Source organism: Pseudoduganella namucuonensis (assembly GCF_900116645.1).
GTDB classification, from domain to species: Bacteria; Pseudomonadota; Gammaproteobacteria; order Burkholderiales; family Burkholderiaceae_D; genus Rugamonas; species Rugamonas namucuonensis.
The window spans coordinates 17,623-39,587 of sequence record NZ_FPBO01000051.1 but is presented as its reverse complement, the minus strand read 5'-3'; the positions used below and the strand labels follow the sequence as shown (position 1 = coordinate 39,587).

Here is a 21,965-nt window from a genome sequence, read left to right as displayed (position 1 = left end):
TCATGCCTTGGGCACCATGTAGCCGAGGCCGCGCACGTTCTGGATCAGTTCACTGCCCAGCTTCTTGCGCAGGCCGTGGATGTAGACCTCCACCGCGTTGCTGTTGACCTCGTCCTTCCAGCTGTACAGCTTTTCCTCCAGCTGGGCGCGCGACAGCACGATGCCGGGGCGCGCGATCAGCGCCTCCAGCACCGCCCACTCGCGCGCGGACAGGTTGACCTGCGCGCCGTTGGCCAGCACCTCGCGGGTCTGCGGGTTGATGGTCACGCCCTTGTGCTCGAACACGGGCTCGGCGCGGCCGGCGGAGCGGCGCAGCAGCGCGCGGATGCGCGCCAGCAGCTCGTCCAGGTCGTAGGGCTTGAGCACGTAGTCGTCGGCGCCCGCGTCCAGGCCGGCGATGCGCTGCTGCACCGCGTCGCGCGCGGTGGCCACCAGCACCGGCGTGAGCTCCTTGCGGGCGCGCATCGCGCGCAGCACCTCCAGGCCGTCCTTGCGCGGCAGGCCCAGGTCCAGCAGCACCAGGTCGTAGGTCTGGGTCTGCAGGGCGGTGTCGGCCATGTCGCCGTCCTTGACCCAGTCCACCGCGTAGTGCTCGGCGCGCAGCAGGTCCAGCACCACCTCGCCGATCATCGTATCGTCTTCCACCAACAGCAGGCGCATGGCGTGCCCTTCCTTGTTTATTTAACCGATCCGCACCGGGATGAAGATTTTGTCATCTCCGCGCTGGATCAGCAAGGCCACCGACTTCTCGGACTTGGCCATCACGTCGCGCACCTGCTCGATGGTGTTGACCGCGCGGCCGTTCACCGACAATAACACGTCGCCCGGCTGCACCCCGGCGTAGGCGGCCGCGCCGCCCGCGCCCTCGATCAGCAGGCCGGAGGCGATGCCGGACTGGCGCCGCTCCAGCGGGTCGAGCGGGCGCAGCTGCAGGCCCAGCTTGACCTTGCTGCTGGCGCCGTCGTCGGCGCGGGCCGCGTCGGCCACCTTGTCGGCGGCGTTGCCCAGCTTGCCGCTCAGCTCGATCGCCTTGCCCTGGCGCCACACCTCCAGCGTCACCTTGTCGCCCGGCATGGCCAGGCCGACGATGGCGGGGAGGTCGCCCGAGGCCACGATCTTCTGGCCGTTGACCTTGCGGATCACGTCGCCCGCCTTCAGGCCCACCTTGTCGGCGGGACCGCCCGGCTCGACGTTGGCCACCAGCGCGCCCTCCGGCGTGGCCAGGTTGAAGGAGTCGGCGAAGCTCTGGTTGACCTCCTGCACCATCACGCCCAGCTTGGCGTGCGCCACCTTGCCGGTCGCGACGATCTGGTCCTTGATCTTGACGGCGACGTCGATCGGGATCGCGAACGACAGGCCCTGGTAGCCGCCGGTCTGGCTGTAGATCTGCGAATTGATGCCGATCACCTCGCCGCGCGTGTTGAACAGCGGGCCGCCCGAGTTGCCGGGGTTGACCGCCACGTCGGTCTGGATGAAGGGCACGTAGCTGTCCTCCGGGCCCAGCGAGCGGCCCTTGGCGCTGACCACGCCGGCCGTCACCGTGCTCTCCAGGCCGAACGGCGAGCCGATCGCCAGCACCCAGGCGCCGACCTTCAGGTCGCTGATGCGGCCCAGCGGCACCACGGGCAGGTTCTTGGCGTCGATCTTCAGCACCGCCACGTCGGTCTTGGGATCGGAGCCCAGCACCTTGGCGCGGTATTCGCGGCGGTCGGTCATCTTGACGGTCACCTCGCTGGCGTCGCGCACCACGTGGGCGTTGGTCAGGATGATGCCGTCGGCGCTGATGATGAAGCCCGAGCCGACGCCCTGCGTGGGCGCGGGGCGCTCGCCGCCGCGCGGCCCCTGGAAGCGGCGGAAGAACTCGGACATCGGGTCGTCGCCGAAGGGATCGCGGCCGCGGCCCTGCGGGCCGTCGTAGCTGGTCTTGGTGCTGCCGGTGACGCTGATGTTGACCACGGCCGGGCCGTTGCGCTCGGCGATCACGCTGAAGTCGGGCATGGTGATCATCGGCGCGGCCACCGGCGCCGGCGCCTGGGCCTGGGCCGGCGCGGCGGCGGCGGACGGCTCCCGCGCCACGGCGGCGGCGTTGTTTTGTTGGACGATGACCGCACCGCCGGCGCCGACGGCGCCCAGCACAGCCAGGGCCAGGACGCCACGCTTCATGGTTCCAGAAACAGTATTGTTTTGCATCGCTGCACTCCTGATTGAATGGGGTTTTTCGATGGATTCAATATGAGGCAGAAGACTTAGGTGCCGCTTAACCTTGCTTGCGGCACGCTAGCCGCGCGTGGCGCGGACGTGACGCTGGCCGGATTGCCCGGCCAGCTTGTTACTGCTTGTTGCTACTACGCTACCGCACCGGCGGCGATCACGCCGCCTCGCGCTGCTCCAGCGCGGTGACAGTCGCGCCCGAACCGTCGATCTGGATCTTGCGCGGCTTCAGGGCTTCCGGAATCTCGCGCACGAGTTCAATGGTCAGCATGCCATTGTCGAACGAGGCGCCGGTCACCTTCACATGGTTGGCCAGCTGGAAGCGCTGTTCGAAATCGCGCGCGGCGATGCCACGGTGCAGATAGGTGCGTTCCACGCCATCGCGCTGCTTGCGGCCGACGACTTGCAGCGAGTCGCGCTCGCTGGTGATGTCGATCTCCGAGCGGTCGAAGCCGGCCAGCGCCATCACGATGCGATACTTGTCTTCCGAGACAAGCTCGATGTTGTACGGCGGGTAGCTGGGCTGGGCGTCGCCGCGCTGGGCGTCGTTCAGCAGCTGGGCCAGACGGTCGAAGCCGATGGCGGAACGATACAGTGGAGTCAGGTCAAAAGTACGCATGATTCATATCCTTTTAAAGTTAAGCGATAAGGTCCTCCGGTCCCCTTCTGGGCCACCGGTGCATCCGATATACGGTTGCCAGGCCGCGCTTTCAAGGGGTCTTTTTTCACTTTTTTTCGACACGTTTTGAAACACGGGCGATGTTGCCCGCGTGCTACACTCAGCCTTTTACCTCCCTTCCGCACCATGACACCGCTGCGCCAATCCCTGCTGGTCCTGCTGGCCGCCACCACCCTGGGCGTCCGCGCGGAGACCATCCCCGCCCCGCTCGACCAGCCCTATCCGGGCACGATCGCGCTGAGGGTGGACGCCACCAACACCTCGCAGCAGATCTTCCGCGTCACCGAGACCATTCCCGCCAAGCCCGGCAAGCTGACCTTGCTTTATCCGCAGTGGGTGCCGGCCAACCACGGCCCCAGCGGGCCGCTGAACCAGCTCGCCGGCCTCAGGTTCAGCGCCAACGGCAAGCCGCTGGCCTGGAAGCGCGACACCGTCAACGTGCACGCCTTCCACCTCGAGGTGCCCTCCGGCGCCGCCAGCGTGGAGGCCGAATACCAGTACCTGTCGCCCACCGAGGCCAACCAGGGCCGCACCACCATCACCGCCGAGATCCTGGGCGTGCAGTGGCATTCGATGGCGCTCTACCCGGCCGGCTACGCGACGCGCCGCATCATGGTCCAGCCCACGCTGACGCTGCCCGAGGGCTGGCAATACGGCAGCGCGCTGGAGACCCAGGAGCGCCAGGGCGACGTGGTGCGCTTCAAGCCGCTGGACCTGGAGACGCTGGTCGATTCGCCGCTGTTCGCCGGCCGCCACTTCAAGCGCTACGACCTCGATCCCGGCGCCAAACTGCCGGTGCACCTGAACGTGGTGGCCGACACGGCCGAGGCGGTGGAGGCCAAGCCGGAGCAGATCGAACTGCACCGCGCGCTGATCCAGCAGACCTACAAGCTGTTCAACTCGCAGCACTTCGCGCACTACGATTTCCTGCTGGCGCTGAGCGAGGAGTTCGGCGGCATCGGCCGCGAACACCACCAGTCCAGCGAGAACGGCGTCAAGCTCGACTACTTCACCGACTGGGCCAAGGCCGAGTCCATGCGCGGCCTGCTGCCGCACGAGTTCGCGCACTCGTGGAACGGCAAGTTCCGCCGCCCGGCCGACCAGAACGTCCCCGACTTCAACACCCCTTTGCAAAACAGCCTGCTGTGGGTGTACGAGGGCCAGACCCAGTACTGGGGCCACGTGCTGTCGTCGCGCTCCGGCCTGATCAAGCTGGAGCATGTGCGCGACACGCTGGCGGCCACCGCCGCGCGCTACGACGCGATGCGGGGCCGTTCCTGGCGCCCGGTGCAGGACACCACCAACGATCCCATCATCAACGGCCGCCGCCCGCTGGGCTGGAGCAGCTGGCAGCGCAGCGAGGACTACTACAACGAGGGCGCCCTGATCTGGCTGGACGTGGACACCAAGATCCGCGAACTGTCCGCCGACGGCAAATCGCTGGACCACTTTGCCCGCAACTTCTTCGGCATCGACAATGGCGCCTACACGGCCAACCACTACGTGTTCGAGGACGTGGTGAAGGCGCTGAACGCGCTCCAGCCGCACGACTGGGCTGCCTTCCTGCGCGCCCGGCTGGACGGCAACGGCCCCGCCCCGCTGGACGGCCTGACCCGCGCCGGCTGGAAGCTGGTCTACACCGACACGCCGACGCCCTACCTGAGGGGCGTGGAGGAACGCGCCAAGTCGGCCGACTTCCAGTACTCGCTGGGCTTCTCGCTGAACGGCGAAGGCAAGGTCGAGGCGCTGCAATGGGAGGGCCCGGGCTTCCAGGCCGGCCTGGGCGGCGGCACCACGGTGCTGGCGGTGAACGGCACGGCCTACAAGCCGGAGGTGCTGCGCGCCGCCGTCACGGCCGCCAAGACCGGCGGCAAGGACGCCGGCAAGCCGATCGAACTGCTGGTCAAGAAGGGCGGCAAGTTCCGCACCATCCTGCTGGACTACCATGGCGGGCTGCGGTATCCGCGGCTGGAGCGCATCCCGGACACGCCGGACCGGCTGCAGGCCATCCTGTCGCCGCTCTGACCGGCGCCGGGGCCCTCTGGCGGCCCCGGCCTCGATTGGTGTATGCTGAGCGCATGAACCAAGACACCGACATCCAGCTCAGCGGCCCCTTCAAGGCCACCGACGGCTCAGGCCGCTCCCTCGACATCAAAGCCCTGCGTATCTTCGACGAGGGCTACGGCGTCATCGACCTGTTCGTGGACCTGGCCGCGCCCGCCGCCGACGGCCTGCACAGGGACAAGAAACTGATCGCCGAAATCGGCGCCCGCCTGCGCGGCCTGGGCTACACCGGCCCCGACCCGACGCCGGGCGACCCGGTGGTGCAGGAAAAGAAACTGATCGTGCTCGACACGCCGGACGAGTTCCTGCCCTTCGCCGTGCGCAAGGGCTGGAAAGACCTCAGCTCCGAGTTCGACGAGTAGTTCGACGAGTAGTTCGACGAGTAGTCACACTCCCCGCAAATAGCGGCCGCTCCAGGCCGCGATCAGATCGGCCACGTACACGGCGTCCTCGCGCCGTGTCAGCAGGTGGTCCGCGTCGTCCAGCGACGCGAAACTCTTGGGATGTTTGGCCGGCGTGAAAATGCCCATGGCATGGCTGATGGGCACCGTCTCGTCGCCCGGCGCGTGCATCACCAGCAGCGCCTTGCGCAGCCCTGCGATGCTCTCCTTCAGGCTGTGCCGACCCGCGTCCTCCACGAACTGCCGCTTGATGCGGAACGGCCTCCCGGCCAGCTCCACCTCGGCCTCGCCCTCGGCGGCGATCCGTTCCAGGTGTTCGCTGAACAGCGAGGTCACGTACGCCGGGTCGCTGGGCGCGGCGATGGTCACCACCGCCCTCGCCTCCGGCACGCTGGCCGCCGCGGCCAGCGCCGCCGTGCCGCCCAGGCTGTGGCCGATCAGCAGCGACGGCGCCGCGTGGTGGGCGCGCAGATAGTCCGCCGCCGCCACCAGGTCGTCCCGGTTGGAGGAGAAATTGGTGTTGGCGAACTCGCCCTCGCTCGCGCCCAGGCCGGCGAAATCGAAGCGCAGCACGGCGATGCCGTGTTCGGTCAGCGCCTGCGCGATGCGGATCGCGGCGAACACGTCCTTGCCGCAGGTGAAGCAGTGGGCGAACAGCGCGTAGGCGCGCGCCGCGCCGTCGGGCGACTCCAGCCGGGCCGACAGTTTGTGGCCGTGGGCGCCGGCGAATTCCAGTCGTTCTGCACGCATGATGGTTCCAGGTGAAGGTGGAGATGGTGAACAGCCGCAAGTGTAGCCCAGCGCGCGCCGGCCGTGGCCGGCCTCAGCCGAACAGGCCGTGCAGATACCAGCGCGGCGCGTCCTCCGCGCCCAGGCGCTCGCGGAACACCCAGTAGTGGGCGTGGTCGGCGCCCTCGGCGATGAAGTAGTCGCGCGTCTGCGCCTCGCTCCACCAGCCGGCCTCGATGCGCTCCGCGTTCGACACCATGCGCAGCGGCGAGGTGTAGAACGGCCGGTGGTCGCGCATCAGCAGCGCGACCGGCTTGGGCAGCAGCCACACCGGGCGCGGCAGGCTGCGCGGCGGCATGCGGGCGCGCTGCTCGGCCGGGCGCACCTTCTCGTGCACCGGCACCCAGGCGTTGGCCAGGTCCGGCCGGTAGTCGGCCTGGGGCGCGGCCTGCAGCACGTTGTCCGCGCCCAGACGCGCCACCAGCAGTTCGAACAGGCGCTCGCGGTCCTCCTTGCTGCCGCCCGGCTCCGGAAACAGCGAGTCGCTCGGCGGCGTCATCGGCCGCACCCGCAGCGCCTCCAGGCTCAGGCCGATGACGGGCGCCGCCAGTTCGATCTTGCCCAGCCTTTCCTTCAGCAGGCGCAGCAGGTGCTCGTCGCGCCAGGTGGCCTCGGCCAGCACGATCTCGATCTGAGTGGGCGCGCGCGCCACCCGGCCGCGCTCGTGCTCGAGCAGCAGGCTGACGCGCTCGACCGCGAACTGGCGCGCGCACAGCCAGCCCGTCATTTGCTGCAGCAGGCGCTGCGCGCCGAACAGCAGCGCGTCCGCGTGCTCGACGCGGTCGAACAGCTCCAATTTGGCCTTGAAGCCGGGCGGCGCCGTTATCCAGTCGAACATCTCCGGCGCCTCGCCGTGCGCCGCGTCCAGCATGTCCAGCAGCGCGCGGCCGCAGCGCCGCTGCAGGCCGGGCCGCGGCAGGCGCCGCAGCTCGGCCAGCGTGAAGCAGCCGATGCCGTCGAGCCAGCCCAGGAAGGGCCGCGCCGGCGGCAGCAGGCCGGCGGGCAGGCGCCGCAGGCGGCGCGTCATGCCGTCGATGGTCAAGGAACGGCCGCCGCCGCCGCGCGCCAGCAGCCAGGCGCCGCGCGCGGTGGGCGCGCAGCCCAGCACGGCGGTGAAGCCCAGCGCCCGCATGCTGGCGCGCGCCAGCCGGCACAGCGCGCGCGCGCCGCCGAACAGGCGCAGGCTGGCGCCGACGTCGATCAGCAGCGTGTCCTCCTCCGCCTGCGCCACCAGCGGCGTGTAGCGCAGCAGCGCCATCGCCACCGCGTGCAGCGCCTCGGCCTCCAGCGGCGGCGCGCGCTCGCGCAGCTGCGCGTCCGGCGCCATCAGCAGCGCGCCGCCGCGGCGCATGCCCTCGCGCACGCCGGCCGCCCGCGCCCGCGCGGACACGGCCAGCACGCCGTCCTGCTCCAGCACGACGGTGAGGCTATCCTCCGACCAGCTGGGGCAGAACACTTCGAGCGGGAGCCGTGGCAGGTGAAAGCCGATCCAGAGACGCATGACGCTGTAGCAAAGAGGGTGGCATGGGCAGGAACAGCGGCTCGTCGCGCTGCGGTCCCCGGCGTTTCACGAATTCGATGTCGATGCCGCCCGCCGCCGCGCGCAGCGCCAGCCGCAGTGGCGCCGGCGACGCGTCCTGCGCCGCCGACAGCGGCCGCAGCACGCAGAACAGGGTGTCGCCCGACTGCGCCGCCAGGTGCAGCCGGCGCAGCGTCTCGCCCCGCATGTGGCGCTGCCACAGCAGCAGCGCGCCGCAACAGCCGCTGCGCAGCACCTGCTCGGCGGCCCACAGCATGTCGCCGCCGCCGCCGCCGCCCTTCTTCGTCTCGCCGCCGCGTATCCACAGCAGCTTGGACGGGGGCAGGCCCAGCGCCGCCAGCGCCAGCCCCTGCGGCAGTTGCGGCGGCCCCAGCAGCACCACCTGGCGCTGCGCCACCCCCACCAGCGCCGGCCGCAGCAGCCGGATCTCGCCGATGCCGGACTGCTGCAGCATCAACTCGGTGAGCGAGCCCAGCGGCCAGCCGCCGCCGGGCAGCTGGGCCGACAGCGCCGCGTAGCCGGTGTCCACGCAGCGGATGGCCGAGTGCGCCAGCTGCGACGCCAGCCACAGGGACGGGTGCAGGCTTTCCGGCGCGGCGATGGGTTGTGGACGTGTCATGGCAACTCTGAATCGAAATCGAAAAATCTAAAATACTGTACAAATACACAGTACTCTCTGGAGCGGGTTTTGGCAAGGGCTTACTGTAAGATAGAGCCCGCCTTACTTATCAACGGAGCAACATGAGCACCATCCAGCTGATCGCCGCCGTCCTGTTCGGACTGGCCCTGCTGCACACCTTCGCCGCCAAGTCCTTCGAGGCGCTGGCGCACCGCCATCCCCGCCACGCGGGCCTGTTCCACCTGCTGGGCGAGGTGGAGGTGGTGTTCGGCTTCTGGGCCGTCATCCTGATCGTGGCGATGGCGCTGGTGGCGGGCGGGCAGAACGCCATCGCCTACGCCGAGTCGCGCCAGTACACCGAACCGCTGTTCGTGTTCGTGGTGATGGTGGTGGCGGCCTCCTGGCCGGTGCTGAACCTGGTGCAGCGCGCGCTGCGGGCGCTGGCGCGCATGGCGCCGCTGCGCGCGGAACTGGCGCTGGTGTGGCTGGGCCTGGCGCTGGTGCCGCTGGCCGGCTCCCTGATCACCGAGCCGGCCGCGATGACGCTGGCCGCGCTGATCCTGGCGCCGCTGCTGTTCCGCCAGGACGCGGTGCCGGAGTGGCTGAAATACGCCGCGCTGGGCGTGCTGTTCGTCAACATCTCGATCGGCGGCACGCTCACCGCCTACGCCGCGCCGCCGGTGCTGATGGTGGCCGCCACCTGGCAATGGGACAGCGCCTTCATGCTCGGCAACTTCGGCTGGAAGGCGGCGCTGGCGGTGGTGGTCAACGCCACCGTGGTCGGCGCGCTGCTGGGGCGCCACCTGCCGTCCGCGCCGATCGAGGCGGCCGGCGGCGCGCGCAGCACCGACCGTCCGGTGCCGCTGGTGGTGGCGCTGATCCACCTGGCCTTCCTGGCGGCGGTGGTGCTGCTGGCCCACCATCCGGTGCTGTTCCTGGGCGTGTTCCTGCTGTTCCTGGGTTTCACCCAGGCCTACCAGCGCCACCAGCATCCGCTGATCCTGAAGGAGGGCCTGCTGGTGGGCTTCTTCCTGGCCGGGCTGGTGATCCTGGGCGGCATGCAGCAATGGTGGCTGCAGCCCATCGTGTCCGGCCTGGAACCGGTGGCGCTGTTCTTCGGCGCGCTGGCGCTGACCGCCATCACCGACAACGCCGCCCTCACCTACCTGGGCTCGCTGATCGAAGGCATGTCGGCGCGGGCGCAATACATGCTGGTGGCCGGCGCCGTGGCCGGCGGCGGCCTGACGGTGATCGCCAACGCGCCCAACCCGGCCGGCGTGTCGCTGCTGCGGCGCGGCTTCCGCGACGAGTCGATCGGCGCCCTCGGCTTGCTGCTGGGCGCGCTGCCGCCGACGGCGGTGGCGGCGCTGGCCTTCTTCCTGTGACGCTCAGGCGGCGGACACCGCTTTGCGGCGCGACACCAGGCGCCGGTGCTTGCCGAAGAAATCGAGCATCATCTTGCTGGCGTCCGGCCCCGCCTTGGAATTGAATTTCAGCTCCGGATCGCCGCCGCTCCAGGCGTGGTCCAGGCTGTCGATGCTGGCCACGCGCAGCACCACCTTGCCGCCCACCAGGTAGTCGCGGATCTCGTGCGCGAGGCGGCTGCCGCCGCGCCCGGCCGGCTTGGCCACCACCTTCACGGGCGTGCCGGCCGGCACGCCGTTCAACAGCAGGCTTTGCTGCGCCAGCTGCCGCTGGTTGACGGGCCGCACCACCTGGTCGCCCTCGCCCTGGATCAGCAGGGTCGGCATCACGGGAAAGGCGGGGCGCCGCGCCATCACGCCGCGGATCGCGCCGTGATGGCCGGCGGTGCCGTGCCGCATCACCTGCAGCGCGCCCACGGTACTGTGGCCGCCGCCGAACACCGGCCCCGAGTGCAGCCCCACGGCCGCGATCAGTTCCGGATGGTTCAGCGCCAGGATGTTGGCCATGCCGGCGCCCGCCGAAATGCCGGCGGCGTAGACGCGGCGCCGGTCGATCGGGTGGTGCGCGCAGACCATCTCGATCAGGCCGGCCAGCGCGCGCGTGTCGCCGCCGCCCTCCTGGGTGGCGCGGTCGTACCATTTCCAGCAGCGCTGCGCGTGGGCGCTGGCGGACTGCTGCGGATACAGCACCGCATAGCCCTTCTCCTCGGCCAGCCGGTTCATGCGCGTGCCCTGCGCGAACTGGGTGGCGCTCTGCTGGCAGCCATGCAGCATCACCAGCAGCGGCAGGCCGCTGCGCGCGGCCCGCTCCGGGACGTGGTCCGGCAGGTAGAGCCAGTAGCTCATTTGCTGCCCCGCGGCATGGCCTTCCGACGCGGGCAAACGGTATTGCGCGGCCAACCATTTGCCGGGCAGCGCGCGCACTTCCGGGCGCGCATGCTCGCGGATGGCGAGCTTGGCGGCCGGCGCGGCCGCGCGTTTGGGTTGCGCCTTGGCTTGAAGCGCGGGTTTGGGCTTGGGCTTCGGTTTGGATTTTGGCTGGGGTTTGGGCTTGGGCACGGCGAACAGGCTGGCCACCAATTTCTGTTGCGACTTGCTGGCGCGGGCCAAACTGCGCAGCAAGCGCATACCCGGAGCTGCTTTGGCCATCGAGACTCTCCCTGCAACACTATGTTGCAGTGCAATATACCGCGCGCGGGGAGAGTCCATCGGTGCGTTAGCGCACCGCCAACGTCAGCGCTGCATGGATTCCCACACCTTTTGCAAGCGCTTGACGGACACCGGCATCGGCGTGCGCAACTCCTGGGCGAACAGCGACACGCGCAACTCCTCCAGCATCCAGCGGAATTCCACCAGTTTCGGATCGGTGTTGCGGCCGGCCGACTTGTCGCGCAGCAGGCGCTGGAACGGCGCGGCCGCCGTTTGCCAGTCGGCCATCAGCTTGACGTCGCGCGCGGGGTCGCCGCGCAGCTTTTCCAGGCGCACGTTCATCGCCTTCAGGTAGCGCGGGAAGTGCGCCAGCTGGCCGTAGTCGTTGTCGAGCAGGAAGCGCTTGTGCACCAGGCCTTGCAGTTGCTGCTGCATGTCCGCCGCCGCCTGCGCGTTGATGCCCTGCAGGCGCTTGGGCAGGCCGTGGAACTCGGTCAGCACTTGCGACAGCAGGCGCGCGATCTCGTTCACCAGCAGCACCAGGCGCGACTTGCCCTCCTCCTTGCGCTTGGCGAAGGTGGCCGCGTCCACCGGCAGCGGGTCCTGCAGGCAGGCGATGTCCAGCGCCTTGCTGATGATCTGGTCGCGCAGCTCCTCCTGCGTGCCCATGGACATGAACTGCATGCCCATCTGCTGCAGGTTGGGGATGCTCTTCTCGATGAACTTGATCTGGTCCTTCATCTGCAGCGCGAACAGGCGGCGCAGGCCGACGCGGTGGGTGCGCTCGGCCACGGTGGGGTCGTCGAACACCTCCAGGTCGCAGTGCGCGCCCTTGTCCACCAGCGCGGGGAAGCCAATCAGGGTCAGCTTGCCCTGCACGATCTCCAGGATCTCCGGCAGTTCGCCGAAGGTCCAGCTGGTGATGTTGGTGTGGGCCGATGGCGCGGCGGGCGCGGAGGCCGATGCGGACGCGCCGCCGGCCTGCTGGCCGGACTTGCCGCCCGCCGCGTTGGCGCCGCGCGCGGCGTCGGCGGCGATGCCGCCGTGCGCTGTTTTACCGCCGCCTTGCGCGGCGCCCTGGCCCGTGCCCTGCCCGCCCCCGGCCGCAGCCCTGCCGCCGGCGGGCGCGCCCGCGCGCAGCTGGGTGCCGGCCGGCGACGTCGCCTCGGCCATCTTCTGGAAGCTCTGACGCGCCTGCGCGCCGTATTCGGCCTGCAGGGTCGCCAGGTTGCGTCCCATGTCCAGCTGGCGGCCATGCTCGTCGATCACCTTGAAATTCATGAAGTGGTGCGCCGGCAGCGTCTCGGGCTTGAAGTCCGTGGTCAGCACGCCGATGGTGATCTGCTCGCGGATGTCGGCGATGATGGCGTCGACCAGGTCGCCCCGGCCGAAATTCAGCTTGGCCTGCACCCGTTCGCAGAACTTGGCCGCGTAGTCCGGCAGCGGCACGCAATGGCGGCGCAGCTTCTGCGGCAAGGACTTCAGCAGCAGGTGGACCTTCTCCTTCAGCATGCCCGGCACCAGCCATTCGCAGCGCTCGCGCGACAGCTGGTTCAGCGCGTACAGCGGCACCGCCAGCGTCACGCCGTCGCGCACGCTGCCCGGTTCGAAGTGGTAGGTGAGCGCCATTTCCAGGCCCGCCGCCATCATCGTTTTCGGGAACAGGTCGGTGGTCACGCCGGCCGCCTCGTGGCGCATCAATTCGTCGCGGTTCAGGAACAGCAGCTTGGGCTCGGCCGCCGTGGCGTCCTTGTGCCACTTCTCGAAGCCGGCGCCGTTCACCACGTCGGCCGGCACCAGCTTGTCGTAGAAGGCGGCGATCAGTTCATCGTCCACCAGCACGTCCAGGCGGCGCGACTTGTGCTCGAGGTTCTCGATCTCCTTCACCAGCTTGTGGTTGTGGGCGAAGAACGGCGCGCGCGTGTCGTAGTCGCCGCCCACCAGCGCGTCGCGGATGAAGATCTCGCGCGCCTCCACCGGATTGAAGGCGCCGTAGTTGATGCGGCGCTGGCTGTACACCACCAGCCCGTACAGGGTGGCGCGCTCGGACGCGCTGACCTGCGCGCTGCGCTTCTCCCAGCGCGGCTCGCCCCACGATTTCTTCAGCAGGTGGCCGCCCACCTTCTCCAGCCATTCCGGATCGATGTTCGCCACGCAGCGCGCATACAGGCGCGTGGTCTCCACCAGTTCGGCCGCCATGATCCACTTGCCCGGCTTCTTGGACAGGTGCGAGCCGGGCCAGATGTGGAACTTGATGCCGCGCGCGCCCAGGTAGCCGGCGCCCGGCTCGTCCTCGGACTTGAAGCCGATGTTGCCCAGCAGGCCGGTCAGCAACGCCAGGTGCAGGTTCTCGTAGGTGGCGGGCGCCTCGTTCATGCGCCAGCCCTGCTCCTTGACGATGGTGAGCAGCTGCGAGTGCACGTCGCGCCATTCGCGCAGGCGCAGCTGCGACAGGAAATTGGCGCGGCAGTTGTCCTGCAACTGGCGGTTGGTTTTCTTGTGCTCGATGGCGTTCTCGAACCAGCGCCAGATCTTGATGTAGCTGAGGAACTCGGACTTCTCGTCGGCGAACTTCTTGTGCGCCTCGTCGGCCGCCTGCTGGTGCTCCACCGGGCGGTCGCGCGGGTCCTGCACGGACAGCGCGGACGCCACGATCAGCACCTCGGTCAGCGAGGCGTTGTCGTGCGCGGCCAGGATCATGCGGCCCACGCGCGGGTCCAGCGGCAGCTTGGCCAGCTTGCGGCCCAGGGGCGTCAACTGGTTGTACTCGTCCACCGCGCCCAGCTCCTGCAGCAGCTGGTAGCCGTCGGCGATCGCGCGCGCCAGCGGCGGCTCGATGAAGGGGAATTCCTCCACATCCGCCAGGTGCAATGACTTCATGCGCAGGATGACGGAGGCCAGCGACGAGCGCAGGATCTCGGGATCGGTGAACTTGGGACGCTGCAGGAAGTCCTGCTCGTCGTACAGGCGCACGCAGACGCCGTCGGCCACGCGGCCGCAGCGGCCGGCGCGCTGGTTGGCGGCGGACTGCGCGATCGGCTCGATCTGCAGCTGCTCCACCTTGTTGCGGTAGCTGTAGCGCTTCACGCGCGCCAGGCCGGCGTCCACCACGTAGCGGATGCCCGGCACCGTCAGCGAGGTCTCGGCCACGTTGGTGGCCAGCACGATGCGGCGCGCGTTGGTGGTGCGGAACACGCGGTCCTGCTCCTCCACCGACAGGCGGGCGAACAGCGGCAGGATCTCCACGTGCGGCGGATGGTGCTTGCGCAGCGCCTCGGCGGCGTCGCGGATCTCGCGCTCGCCGGGCAGGAACACCAGCACGTCGCCGGAGCCGATGCGGCACACCTCGTCGACACCGTCGATCACGGCGTCCATCAGGTCGCGCTTTTCGCGCGCGGCGGCGGCGGCGCGGGCCTGCGGTTTCGGCTCGCCGGCCGAAGCGGCGCTCGGACCGGGCATCATCACCTGGTCGCGCTCCACCGGGCGGTAGCGCACCTCCACCGCGTACAGGCGGCCGGAGACCTCGATCACCGGCGCCGGCTTCTCCGGCGTGCCGAAGTGGCGCGAGAAGCGGTCGGCGTCGATGGTGGCGGAGGTGATGATCACCTTCAGGTCCGGGCGCCGCGGCAGCAGCTGTTTCAGGTAGCCGAGCAGGAAGTCGATGTTCAGGCTGCGTTCGTGGGCCTCGTCGATGATGATCGTGTCGTAGCCCTTGAGCAGCGGGTCGGTCTGCGTCTCGGCCAGCAGGATACCGTCGGTCATCAGCTTGACGGCGGCGCCGCGCGTGAGCGTGTCGGCGAAGCGCACCTTGAAGCCCACGTTCTGGCCCAGCGGCGTGCCCAGCTCCTGCGCGATGCGCTTGGCGGTGGACGAGGCGGCGATGCGGCGCGGCTGCGTGTGGCCGATCAGGCCCTTGCTGCCGCGCCCCAGTTCGAGGCAGATCTTGGGCAGCTGGGTGGTCTTGCCCGAGCCGGTCTCGCCGCAGACGATGATGACCTGGTGCTTGCGCAGCGCCTCGGCGATCTCGTGGCGGCGGCCGGAGACCGGCAGGTCCTCTGGATAGGTCAGCGGCGGCATCGGGTTGCGGAAGGCCGATTCGGCCTCGCGCGCGGCGACCTGCTCCGGCGTCAGGCGCGGGCCGCGTTCGGCGCGGGGCGCGCGTTCCGCACCGGCGCCCTGGCCGCGCTCCGCGCGCGGTGGACGCGGGGCGGCGCCATCCTGTTGCGCGGCGGCGTCGGGGCGCGGCGCGCGGCGCTGCTGCGAATCGTCGCGTGGCGGGCGCGCGTCGGAACGCGGGGCGCGCTGCCCCTGTCCAGCCACGGCTTCGGCGCCGGCCGCGTCCTCGCGCCGCGCACGTCCGCCCTCGCGGGCGGTCTGGCCATCACGCGGTGGACGCCCTCCCTCGCGGCCGCCTTGTCGTGCTGGCGTTGCTGGTGCGGCGGAGGAATTCGGCTGCTGGGAGGGAACTGGGGACTTCTTGCTGGCTTCTGACATTGTTTTTTACAGGTATTTGGCGCGAACATCGCGCACCGAATTATAATGCGGCTAATGGAAAACCCTACCGAATTCGTCCAATGGCTGCGCTCAGTCGCGCCTTACATTCACGCCTTCCGCGGCAAGACCTTCGTGGTCGCCTTCCCCGGCGAGCTGGTGGCCGCCGGTGCCCTGCCCGTGCTGGCGCAGGACTTGTCCCTGCTGCACGCCCTCGGCATCAAGGTCGTGGTGGTGCACGGCTCGCGGCCGCAGGTGGCCGAACAACTGGCGCTGCGCAACGTCGAGGGCCGTTTCACCAACGGCGTGCGCATCACCGACACCGCCGCGCTGGAATGCGCCAAGGAGGCCGCCGGCGAGCTGCGCCTGGACATCGAGGCCGCCTTCAGCCAGGGTTTGCCCAACACGCCGATGGCGCACGCCGCCATCCGCATCATCTCCGGCAACTTCGTCACCGCCCGTCCGCTGGGCGTGATCGACGGCGTGGACCTGGAACTGACCGGCATCACCCGCAAGGTCGACGCCGAGACCATCCACGCGCTGCTGGGCGCGGGCGGCCTGGTGCTGCTGTCGCCGCTGGGCTTCTCGCCCACCGGCGAGGCCTTCAACCTGACCATGGAGGACGTGGCCGTCACCGCCGCCATCGCGCTGCACGCCGACAAGCTGATCTTCATCAGCGAAACGCCGCTGATGACGGACGCCGGCGGCACCGAGATCCGCGAGCTGTCGTCGCACCAGGCCGAGGCCGTGCTGCTGGCGAACTTCCTGCCCGAGGCCACCGCCTTCTACCTCAAGCACTGCGTCAAGGCCTGCACCAACGGCGTGCCGCGCGCCCACATCGTGCCCTACGAGACCGACGGCTCGGCCCTGCTCGAGCTGTTCACCCACGACGGCGTGGGCACCATGATCAGCCACGAGAACCTGGAAAGCCTGCGCCAGGCCACCATCGAGGACGTCGGCGGCATCATCAAGCTGATCGAGCCGCTGGAGGCCGACGGCACCCTGGTCAAGCGCGGCCGCGAGCTGATCGAGCGCGAGATCGAGTACTTCTCCGTCATCGAGCACGATGGCGTGATCTTCGGCTGCGCCGCGCTGTATCCGTTCCCGGAACAGAAAATGGCCGAAATGGCATGCCTGACCGTCAACCCCGAGGTGCAGGCCCAGGGCGACGGCGAGCGTATCCTCAAGCACATGGAAAACCGCGCGCGCGCCATCGGCGTGACCAGGCTGTTCGTGCTGACCACCCGCACCTCGCACTGGTTCCAGAAGCGCGGCTTCGTGCCCGCCACCGTGGACGCCCTGCCCAAGGACCGCCAGCGCATGTATAACTGGCAGCGCCGATCCCAGGTTTTGGTTAAAACCTTATAATCCTCTTTTTCACCGCATTCAGGAGCGCCAAGATGGCCCGTACCGTCCACTGCATCAAACTCGACAAGGAAGCCGAAGGACTGGACTTCCCCCCGTATCCAGGCGAGCTGGGCAAAAAGATCTACCAGTCCGTGTCGAAGGAGGCCTGGGCCGCCTGGCTCAAGCACCAGACCATGCTGGTCAATGAGAACCGCCTGAACCTGGCCGACCAGCGCGCGCGCAAATACCTCGCCACTCAGATGGAAAAGCACTTCTTCGGCGACGGCGCGGACGCGGCCGCCGGCTACGTGCCGCCGGCGGACTGAGGCGTTAAGCCCGCGGCAATGAACATGGCGCCTTCCGGCGCCATTTTTTCAGCCAAACCAAGTGCCAAGGCCGGGGTCAGACCCCTGGGGGTCTGACCCCGGGTTCCGCAGTGGGTTTTAGCGCAAAGGCTTGCACTGGCGCAGTTCGCACTTGGCCAGGTAGGTCCTGCCGTCGCCGCACACCATGCGGTAGATCTCCACCGGCCCCGGCTGCGACACCAGCCCGGCGCCAGGGCCGCCCACGCAGCCGCCCTGCTTGGCCATGTTCTCCACCGTGGCCGACGACACTCCGGCGCGGAATTCCACCCGCTCGATCTCGACGCCGTCGATCACCAGGCGCTTGCTGCCGTCGCTGGCCAGCTCGGGCCGCGCCGGCTTGCGCTCGGACGCGGCGCGGCGGGCCGCCTCGGCCGCCTGCTCCCTTTCCTTGTCCCCCAGGAAGGGGATGTGCGAACAGGCGCCCAGCAGCAGCGGCGGCAGGATGGCGAACAGCAGCAGTCGTTTCATGGGGCGTCCCGGTCGGCGTGGGGAAATCAGAAGGTCAGCGTGCGCACGCCCTCGGGCGTGCCCAGCAGGCAAACGTCGGCGCCGCGCGCGGCGAACAGGCCGACCGCGATCACGCCGACGATCTGGTTGATCGTGCCCTCCAGCGCCAGCGGATCGGCGATGGCCAGGCCGGCCACGTCCAGGATGTTGCCGCCGTTGTCGGTCACGAAGGCTTCCCGCGTGCCCGGCTTGAGGCGCAGGCGCGGCTCGCCGCCCAGCGCGGCCAGGCGGCGCGCGACGGCGTTGCGCGCCATCGGCAGCACTTCCACCGGCAACGGGAACTTGCCCATCACGTCCACCAGCTTGGAGCCGTCGGCGATGCAGACGAACTTCTTCGACACCGAGGCGACGATCTTCTCGCGCGTCAGCGCCGCGCCGCCGCCCTTGATCATGGCTCCCCGCTCGGTGATCTCGTCGGCGCCGTCGATGTAGACGGCGATCTCGGCCACGTCGTTCAGGTCCAGCACGGGGATGCCGTGGCCGGCCAGGCGCGCGGCGGTCGCCTCGGACGAGGCCACCGTGCCCTTGATGCGGTGCTTGATCGTGGCCAGTTCGTCGATGAAGAAGTTGGCCGTCGAACCGGTGCCGACGCCGATGATGTCGCCCTCCACGTGGGCGATGGCGGCGCGGGCTACGGCTTGTTTCAATTCGTCTTGGGTCATGATAATAGTTGCTATTGGATGGAAGAATGGCGGAATAGCCGCTATTTTAGCGGATCGGGCGCCCTCCTCCCCCGCTTTCGGCGCCGATTTTCCGATCGGCAAGCCGATTTTGCTGCGCCACCCTCACCGCTAGCGCCCCGGGTATGAGAAAATGAGCAATCTGATATGCCCTACCCGGAACACTTATGGAGTCCATCCCAACCGTATTGATCGTCGACGACAGCCGCGTGTCGCGCCTGATGGCGCGCCAGTACATCCTCAGCATGCACGCCGACTGGATCGTGCATGAAGCCGCCACCGGCGAGGAGGCGCTGGAAAAGGTCCACGCCTTCACGCCCAGCCTGGTGCTGATGGACGTGAACATGCCCGGCATGGGCGGCGTCGCCGCCGCCGAGCAGCTGCGCAAGCTGCTGCCCCACGCCCACATTTCGCTGCTGACCGCCAACGTGCAGACCGCCACGCGCAACCGCGCGGCCGAGCTGGGCGTGGGCTTCATGGAAAAACCGATCACCGAGGCCCGCATCGCGGCCCTGATCGCCCCGCTGGAAGCGTAAACGATGACATTGACCGAACTGCAGCACGATGCACTGGTCGAGATATTCAACATCGGCGTGGGCCAGGCCGCCGCCTCGATGAGCGGCATCGTCAACGAGGAAGTGACGATGTCGGTGCCGTCGATCAGTTTCCTGAACCGCGCCGAGGCGGCCGCCCTCCTGGGCGGCAAGAACAAGCAGGACCAGGGCCAGCGCATCTGCGGCGTCAGCCAGCACTACGAGGGCGCGTTCCAGACCGAGGCCATCCTCATGTTCCCGGAGGATAAGAGCCTGGAAATCGTGCGCCTGATGGTGGGCGAATCGGTGCCGCTGGAGCAGCTGACGGAAATGGAACAGGAGGCGATGAGCGAAATCGGCAACATCATCCTGAACTCCTGCGTCGGCACGCTGGCCAACATCTTCCAGCGCGAGCTGGAGGGCTCGCTGCCGGTCTACCACGTCGGCACCAGCGAGGAGATCCTCAGCGCCTCCGGCAGCGCGGCCGAGGCCGTGGTGCTGATGCTGCACATCGACTTCATCCTGGAGATGCACCAGATCCACGGCTATGTCGCCTTCATCCTGGACATCTCCGCCCTCAACGACCTGCAGGAACAGATCAACCTCTACCTGAACCGCGTCATGGGCCAGGGTTGACACGATGAAGCCAGATGCAAACCGCCTGAGCCTGCTTGAAGGCGTGCTGGGCGCTGTCAACCTGGGCGCGATCGTGCTCGACAACGCCAGCCGCGTGGCGCTGTGGAACCGATGGATGGAACGCCACTCCCGCCTCGCCGCGGCCGACGTGGTGGGCCGGGATTTCTACGCCGTGTTCCCCGAACTGCGCGCCCAGCGCGTGGCCAGCGCCGTGGGCCAAGCCCTGCACAACAACTTTCCCTCGCTGCTGTCGCAGACGCTGAACAAGTCGCCGTTCCCGCTGTACGCCGACGCGGCGGCGGCCGCGCGCGGCGAGCGCATGCAGCAGGCGGTGGCCGTGACGCCGGTGACGGTGGAGGGCGCGGCGCGCCACTGCCTGATCCAGATCAACGACGTCAGCATGGCCGTGGGGCGCGAAAAGCTGCTGCGCGAGCAAGCCATGGTGCTGCGCTCGCAGACCTTCTCGGACGGCCTGACCGGCATCGCCAACCGCCGCCACTTCGACGTGGCGATCGACAAGGAGCAGCGCCGCGCCAAGCGCTACGGCACCGCGCTGTCGCTGTTGATGATCGACATCGACTACTTCAAGCCCTACAACGACCATTACGGCCACCAGCAGGGCGACCAGTGCCTGATCCAGGTGGCGGCGGCGCTGCAGGGCATGCTGCACCGCTCGGCCGACCTGCTGGCGCGCTATGGCGGCGAGGAGTTCGCCATGATCCTGCCGGACACCGACGTCCAGGCGGCCCTGGAAATGGGCGAGGCGGTGCGCCAGCGCGCCATCGAGCAGCGCATCCCGCACGCCAGCGCGGGCTCGGAGGACAAGCACATCACGGTGAGCGTGGGCATCGCCACCACCAACAGCGGCCCGGACTCGCTGGACGTGGCGGGCCTGATCGGCGCCGCCGACCGCGCACTGTACGCGGCCAAGCGGGGCGGCCGCAACCGCGTGGTGGCGCACACCGCCTGAGGCGGCCCGCGCCGGCGGCAGGCCGGCTCCGGGATCAGGCGGCGGCGCGCCAGCCCTCCGGCAGCGGATCGCCGAACCACGAGGCCAGGTCCAGCAGGCGGAACACGTCCAGGATGGCGGGGCTGTGGTTCACCAGGCGCAGGTGCTTGCGCTCCTGCTGCGAGCGCGCCTTCGCCAGCAGCAGCAATTGCACGCCGGCGCTGTCGCAGCCGGTCACCCTTCCCAGGTCCAGCTCCAGCGTCTCCGGCCGTTCCAGCGCCCCCAGCACGCGCTGGCGCAGTTCCTCGGCGCGGCGGCCGGTCAATTCCCCTTCGATGGCAAGGGCCGCCCTGGTCCCCGCCTGCGCGTCAATACTCATCATCGGCTCCTAGAAAAACGTGACCTCTTCCTCTTGCGCGGCCGGCGCCGGCAAGGCCGCGCCGCCCTGGTGCAGCGCGCGCTCCTCCGCCATCGCGTAGGTGCTTTCCAGCTGCGCCAGCAAGTCCCGCGCCTCCAGCCGGGGCAGCGGCCCCTCGGGCGCGGCCTGCGCGCACAGCGCGCGGTGCTGTTCCAGCACGTCCGGCAGCAGCGCGATGTTTTGCTGCACGTGGCTCAGGATCTGGCTGACGCGGTCCTGGAACTGCAGCTGCACCAGCGCCTCGCCCACCTCCTCCTTGATGCCCCGGCTCTCCTCCTGCAGCAGTTCGGACGACTGCCGCAGCGCGCCCGTCACGTCCTGGAAATTGGCCAGCACGGTGCCGATCACGTTTTCCGAGGTCCGCATGGACTGTTGCTCCTGCGCCATCGAGGCGCCGGCGGCGTCGCAGGTGGAGTGGATGGCGGCGCTGATCTGGCCCACCTGTTGCGAAATGCTCTTGCCGGTCTCGGCCGATTTGGCCGACAGCGCGCGCACCTCGCGCGCCACCACGGCGAAGCCGCGGCCGGCCTCGCCCGCGCGGGCCGCCTCGATGGCGGCGTTCAGCGCCAGCAGATTGGTCTGCCAGGCGATGCTGGCCACCTCGGTCGCCATCGCCTGCAGCGGCACGGTGAACTGCTGCAACCGCTGGACCTTGTCCAGCATGGCGGCCTTGCTGGCGGCGGTGCTCTTCAGCAGCGCCAGCACCTCGCCCAGTTCCTTCTCGCTGTTATTGAAGACGGCGACGATGCCGCCGTCCTCCGAGGTGCCGGAGGCGGCCAGCGCCTGGTCCAGCTTGTCGACGATGCCGGAGAAGCGGCCCGCCAGCGCGCAGATCGCGTCCTCCATCTGCGTGCGCGAGGAATCGATGTGGGCGTCCCACACGGACACCAGCTGTTCGCTGAATTGCTGGCGGCTGTCCAGATAGGCGTGCACGCCCTCTCGCGGGGGCTTTCTGAATAAAGAGGCAATTCCCTGAAACAATGCCTTCATCGCCCGGTTCCTTTTAAGTGAACAGGCGGATATTGAATATATCGCATGTGATTTATTAAACGGCTTGAACAAGCCAGAGAATGACGAGCACGAATGATGCCGCCGATATTGCGGTAGCGCAAGACGCGCACGCCTGAATCGAATGCGATGGTCGCGTAAAACACACAGCTTGC

At 68.9% G+C, this 21,965-nt stretch carries 20 protein-coding genes; 8 read left to right on the top strand and 12 right to left on the bottom strand.

Annotated elements, in window-relative coordinates:
- The 3 genes from BM436_RS32820 to BM436_RS32810 form a co-directional block, all read right to left on the bottom strand.
- Complete coding sequence (locus BM436_RS32820) at positions 1-660, bottom strand: response regulator transcription factor (protein ID WP_093560791.1); 660 nt, start codon at positions 658-660, stop codon at positions 1-3.
- 21 nt (positions 661-681) lie between these two features.
- Entirely contained in the window at positions 682-2,163 is a 1,482-nt protein-coding gene (locus tag BM436_RS32815) for a Do family serine endopeptidase (protein WP_229490953.1), read from the bottom strand.
- A 205-nt stretch (positions 2,164-2,368) separates the two neighbouring features.
- Entirely contained in the window at positions 2,369-2,830 is a 462-nt protein-coding gene (locus tag BM436_RS32810) for an Hsp20 family protein (RefSeq protein ID WP_093560787.1), read from the bottom strand.
- A gap of 186 nt (positions 2,831-3,016) precedes the next feature.
- Here BM436_RS32810 and BM436_RS32805 point away from each other — a divergent pair, with 186 nt between their 5' ends.
- The gene (locus BM436_RS32805; protein ID WP_093560785.1) at positions 3,017-4,915 is read left to right on the top strand and encodes a M61 family metallopeptidase; all 1,899 of its coding nucleotides are present in this window, start codon (positions 3,017-3,019) and stop codon (positions 4,913-4,915) included.
- Positions 4,916-4,968: 53 nt separating this feature from the next.
- The gene (locus BM436_RS32800) at positions 4,969-5,316 is read left to right on the top strand and encodes a hypothetical protein (RefSeq protein WP_093560783.1); all 348 of its coding nucleotides are present in this window, start codon (positions 4,969-4,971) and stop codon (positions 5,314-5,316) included.
- 24 nt (positions 5,317-5,340) lie between these two features.
- Here BM436_RS32800 and BM436_RS32795 read toward each other — a convergent pair whose 3' ends face one another.
- The 3 genes from BM436_RS32795 to imuA form a co-directional block, all read right to left on the bottom strand.
- Positions 5,341-6,105, bottom strand: a complete 765-nt coding sequence (locus BM436_RS32795; RefSeq protein WP_093560781.1) for an alpha/beta hydrolase family protein — start codon at positions 6,103-6,105, stop codon at positions 5,341-5,343.
- Between the two features lie 73 nt (positions 6,106-6,178).
- A complete protein-coding gene (locus BM436_RS32790) occupies positions 6,179-7,645 on the bottom strand; it encodes a Y-family DNA polymerase (protein ID WP_093560779.1) in 1,467 nt (488 codons plus the stop codon).
- Positions 7,572-8,303, bottom strand: coding sequence for a translesion DNA synthesis-associated protein ImuA (imuA, locus tag BM436_RS32785; protein ID WP_093560777.1), 732 nt, complete (start codon positions 8,301-8,303; stop codon positions 7,572-7,574). Before imuA ends, BM436_RS32790 begins: the two co-directional genes overlap by 74 nt.
- A gap of 122 nt (positions 8,304-8,425) precedes the next feature.
- On the opposite strand from imuA, the gene BM436_RS32780 reads away from it, so the two are divergent.
- Complete coding sequence (locus tag BM436_RS32780) at positions 8,426-9,688, top strand: putative Na+/H+ antiporter (protein ID WP_093560775.1); 1,263 nt, start codon at positions 8,426-8,428, stop codon at positions 9,686-9,688.
- Positions 9,689-9,691: 3 nt separating this feature from the next.
- Here the strand turns inward: BM436_RS32780 and BM436_RS32775 are convergent, their stop codons facing one another.
- Positions 9,692-10,876: an extracellular catalytic domain type 1 short-chain-length polyhydroxyalkanoate depolymerase gene (locus tag BM436_RS32775; RefSeq protein ID WP_093560773.1), complete on the bottom strand. Its 1,185-nt coding sequence runs from the start codon at positions 10,874-10,876 to the stop codon at positions 9,692-9,694.
- A gap of 84 nt (positions 10,877-10,960) precedes the next feature.
- Positions 10,961-15,370: an ATP-dependent RNA helicase HrpA gene (gene hrpA, locus BM436_RS32770; protein ID WP_093560771.1), complete on the bottom strand. Its 4,410-nt coding sequence runs from the start codon at positions 15,368-15,370 to the stop codon at positions 10,961-10,963.
- Between the two features lie 54 nt (positions 15,371-15,424).
- Between hrpA and argA the strand changes: the two genes are divergently transcribed.
- Both argA and BM436_RS32760 read left to right on the top strand, forming a co-directional pair.
- Positions 15,425-16,735, top strand: a complete 1,311-nt coding sequence (argA, locus tag BM436_RS32765) for an amino-acid N-acetyltransferase (protein WP_093560769.1) — start codon at positions 15,425-15,427, stop codon at positions 16,733-16,735.
- Positions 16,736-16,767: 32 nt separating this feature from the next.
- Positions 16,768-17,040, top strand: coding sequence for an oxidative damage protection protein (locus BM436_RS32760; protein WP_093560767.1), 273 nt, complete (start codon positions 16,768-16,770; stop codon positions 17,038-17,040).
- 117 nt (positions 17,041-17,157) lie between these two features.
- Here the strand turns inward: BM436_RS32760 and BM436_RS32755 are convergent, their stop codons facing one another.
- The gene (locus tag BM436_RS32755; protein ID WP_093560765.1) at positions 17,158-17,547 is read right to left on the bottom strand and encodes a hypothetical protein; all 390 of its coding nucleotides are present in this window, start codon (positions 17,545-17,547) and stop codon (positions 17,158-17,160) included.
- A 26-nt stretch (positions 17,548-17,573) separates the two neighbouring features.
- Positions 17,574-18,248, bottom strand: a complete 675-nt coding sequence (rpiA, locus tag BM436_RS32750) for a ribose-5-phosphate isomerase RpiA (protein WP_093560764.1) — start codon at positions 18,246-18,248, stop codon at positions 17,574-17,576.
- A 185-nt stretch (positions 18,249-18,433) separates the two neighbouring features.
- On the opposite strand from rpiA, the gene BM436_RS32745 reads away from it, so the two are divergent.
- From BM436_RS32745 to BM436_RS32735, 3 genes are read left to right on the top strand one after another with little or no spacing between them, the layout of a single operon-like run.
- Positions 18,434-18,802, top strand: coding sequence for a response regulator (locus tag BM436_RS32745; protein ID WP_093560763.1), 369 nt, complete (start codon positions 18,434-18,436; stop codon positions 18,800-18,802).
- A gap of 3 nt (positions 18,803-18,805) precedes the next feature.
- Complete coding sequence (locus BM436_RS32740; RefSeq protein WP_093560761.1) at positions 18,806-19,435, top strand: chemotaxis protein CheX; 630 nt, start codon at positions 18,806-18,808, stop codon at positions 19,433-19,435.
- A 4-nt stretch (positions 19,436-19,439) separates the two neighbouring features.
- The gene (locus BM436_RS32735) at positions 19,440-20,405 is read left to right on the top strand and encodes a sensor domain-containing diguanylate cyclase (protein ID WP_093560759.1); all 966 of its coding nucleotides are present in this window, start codon (positions 19,440-19,442) and stop codon (positions 20,403-20,405) included.
- Between the two features lie 34 nt (positions 20,406-20,439).
- Here BM436_RS32735 and BM436_RS32730 read toward each other — a convergent pair whose 3' ends face one another.
- Complete coding sequence (locus BM436_RS32730) at positions 20,440-20,763, bottom strand: STAS domain-containing protein (RefSeq protein ID WP_218164979.1); 324 nt, start codon at positions 20,761-20,763, stop codon at positions 20,440-20,442.
- 9 nt (positions 20,764-20,772) lie between these two features.
- Positions 20,773-21,735 carry a methyl-accepting chemotaxis protein gene (locus BM436_RS38195; protein WP_307666883.1) on the bottom strand — a complete coding sequence of 321 codons (963 nt, stop codon included), beginning with the start codon at positions 21,733-21,735 and terminating at the stop codon, positions 20,773-20,775.
- Between the last annotated feature and the right edge of the window lie 230 nt (positions 21,736-21,965).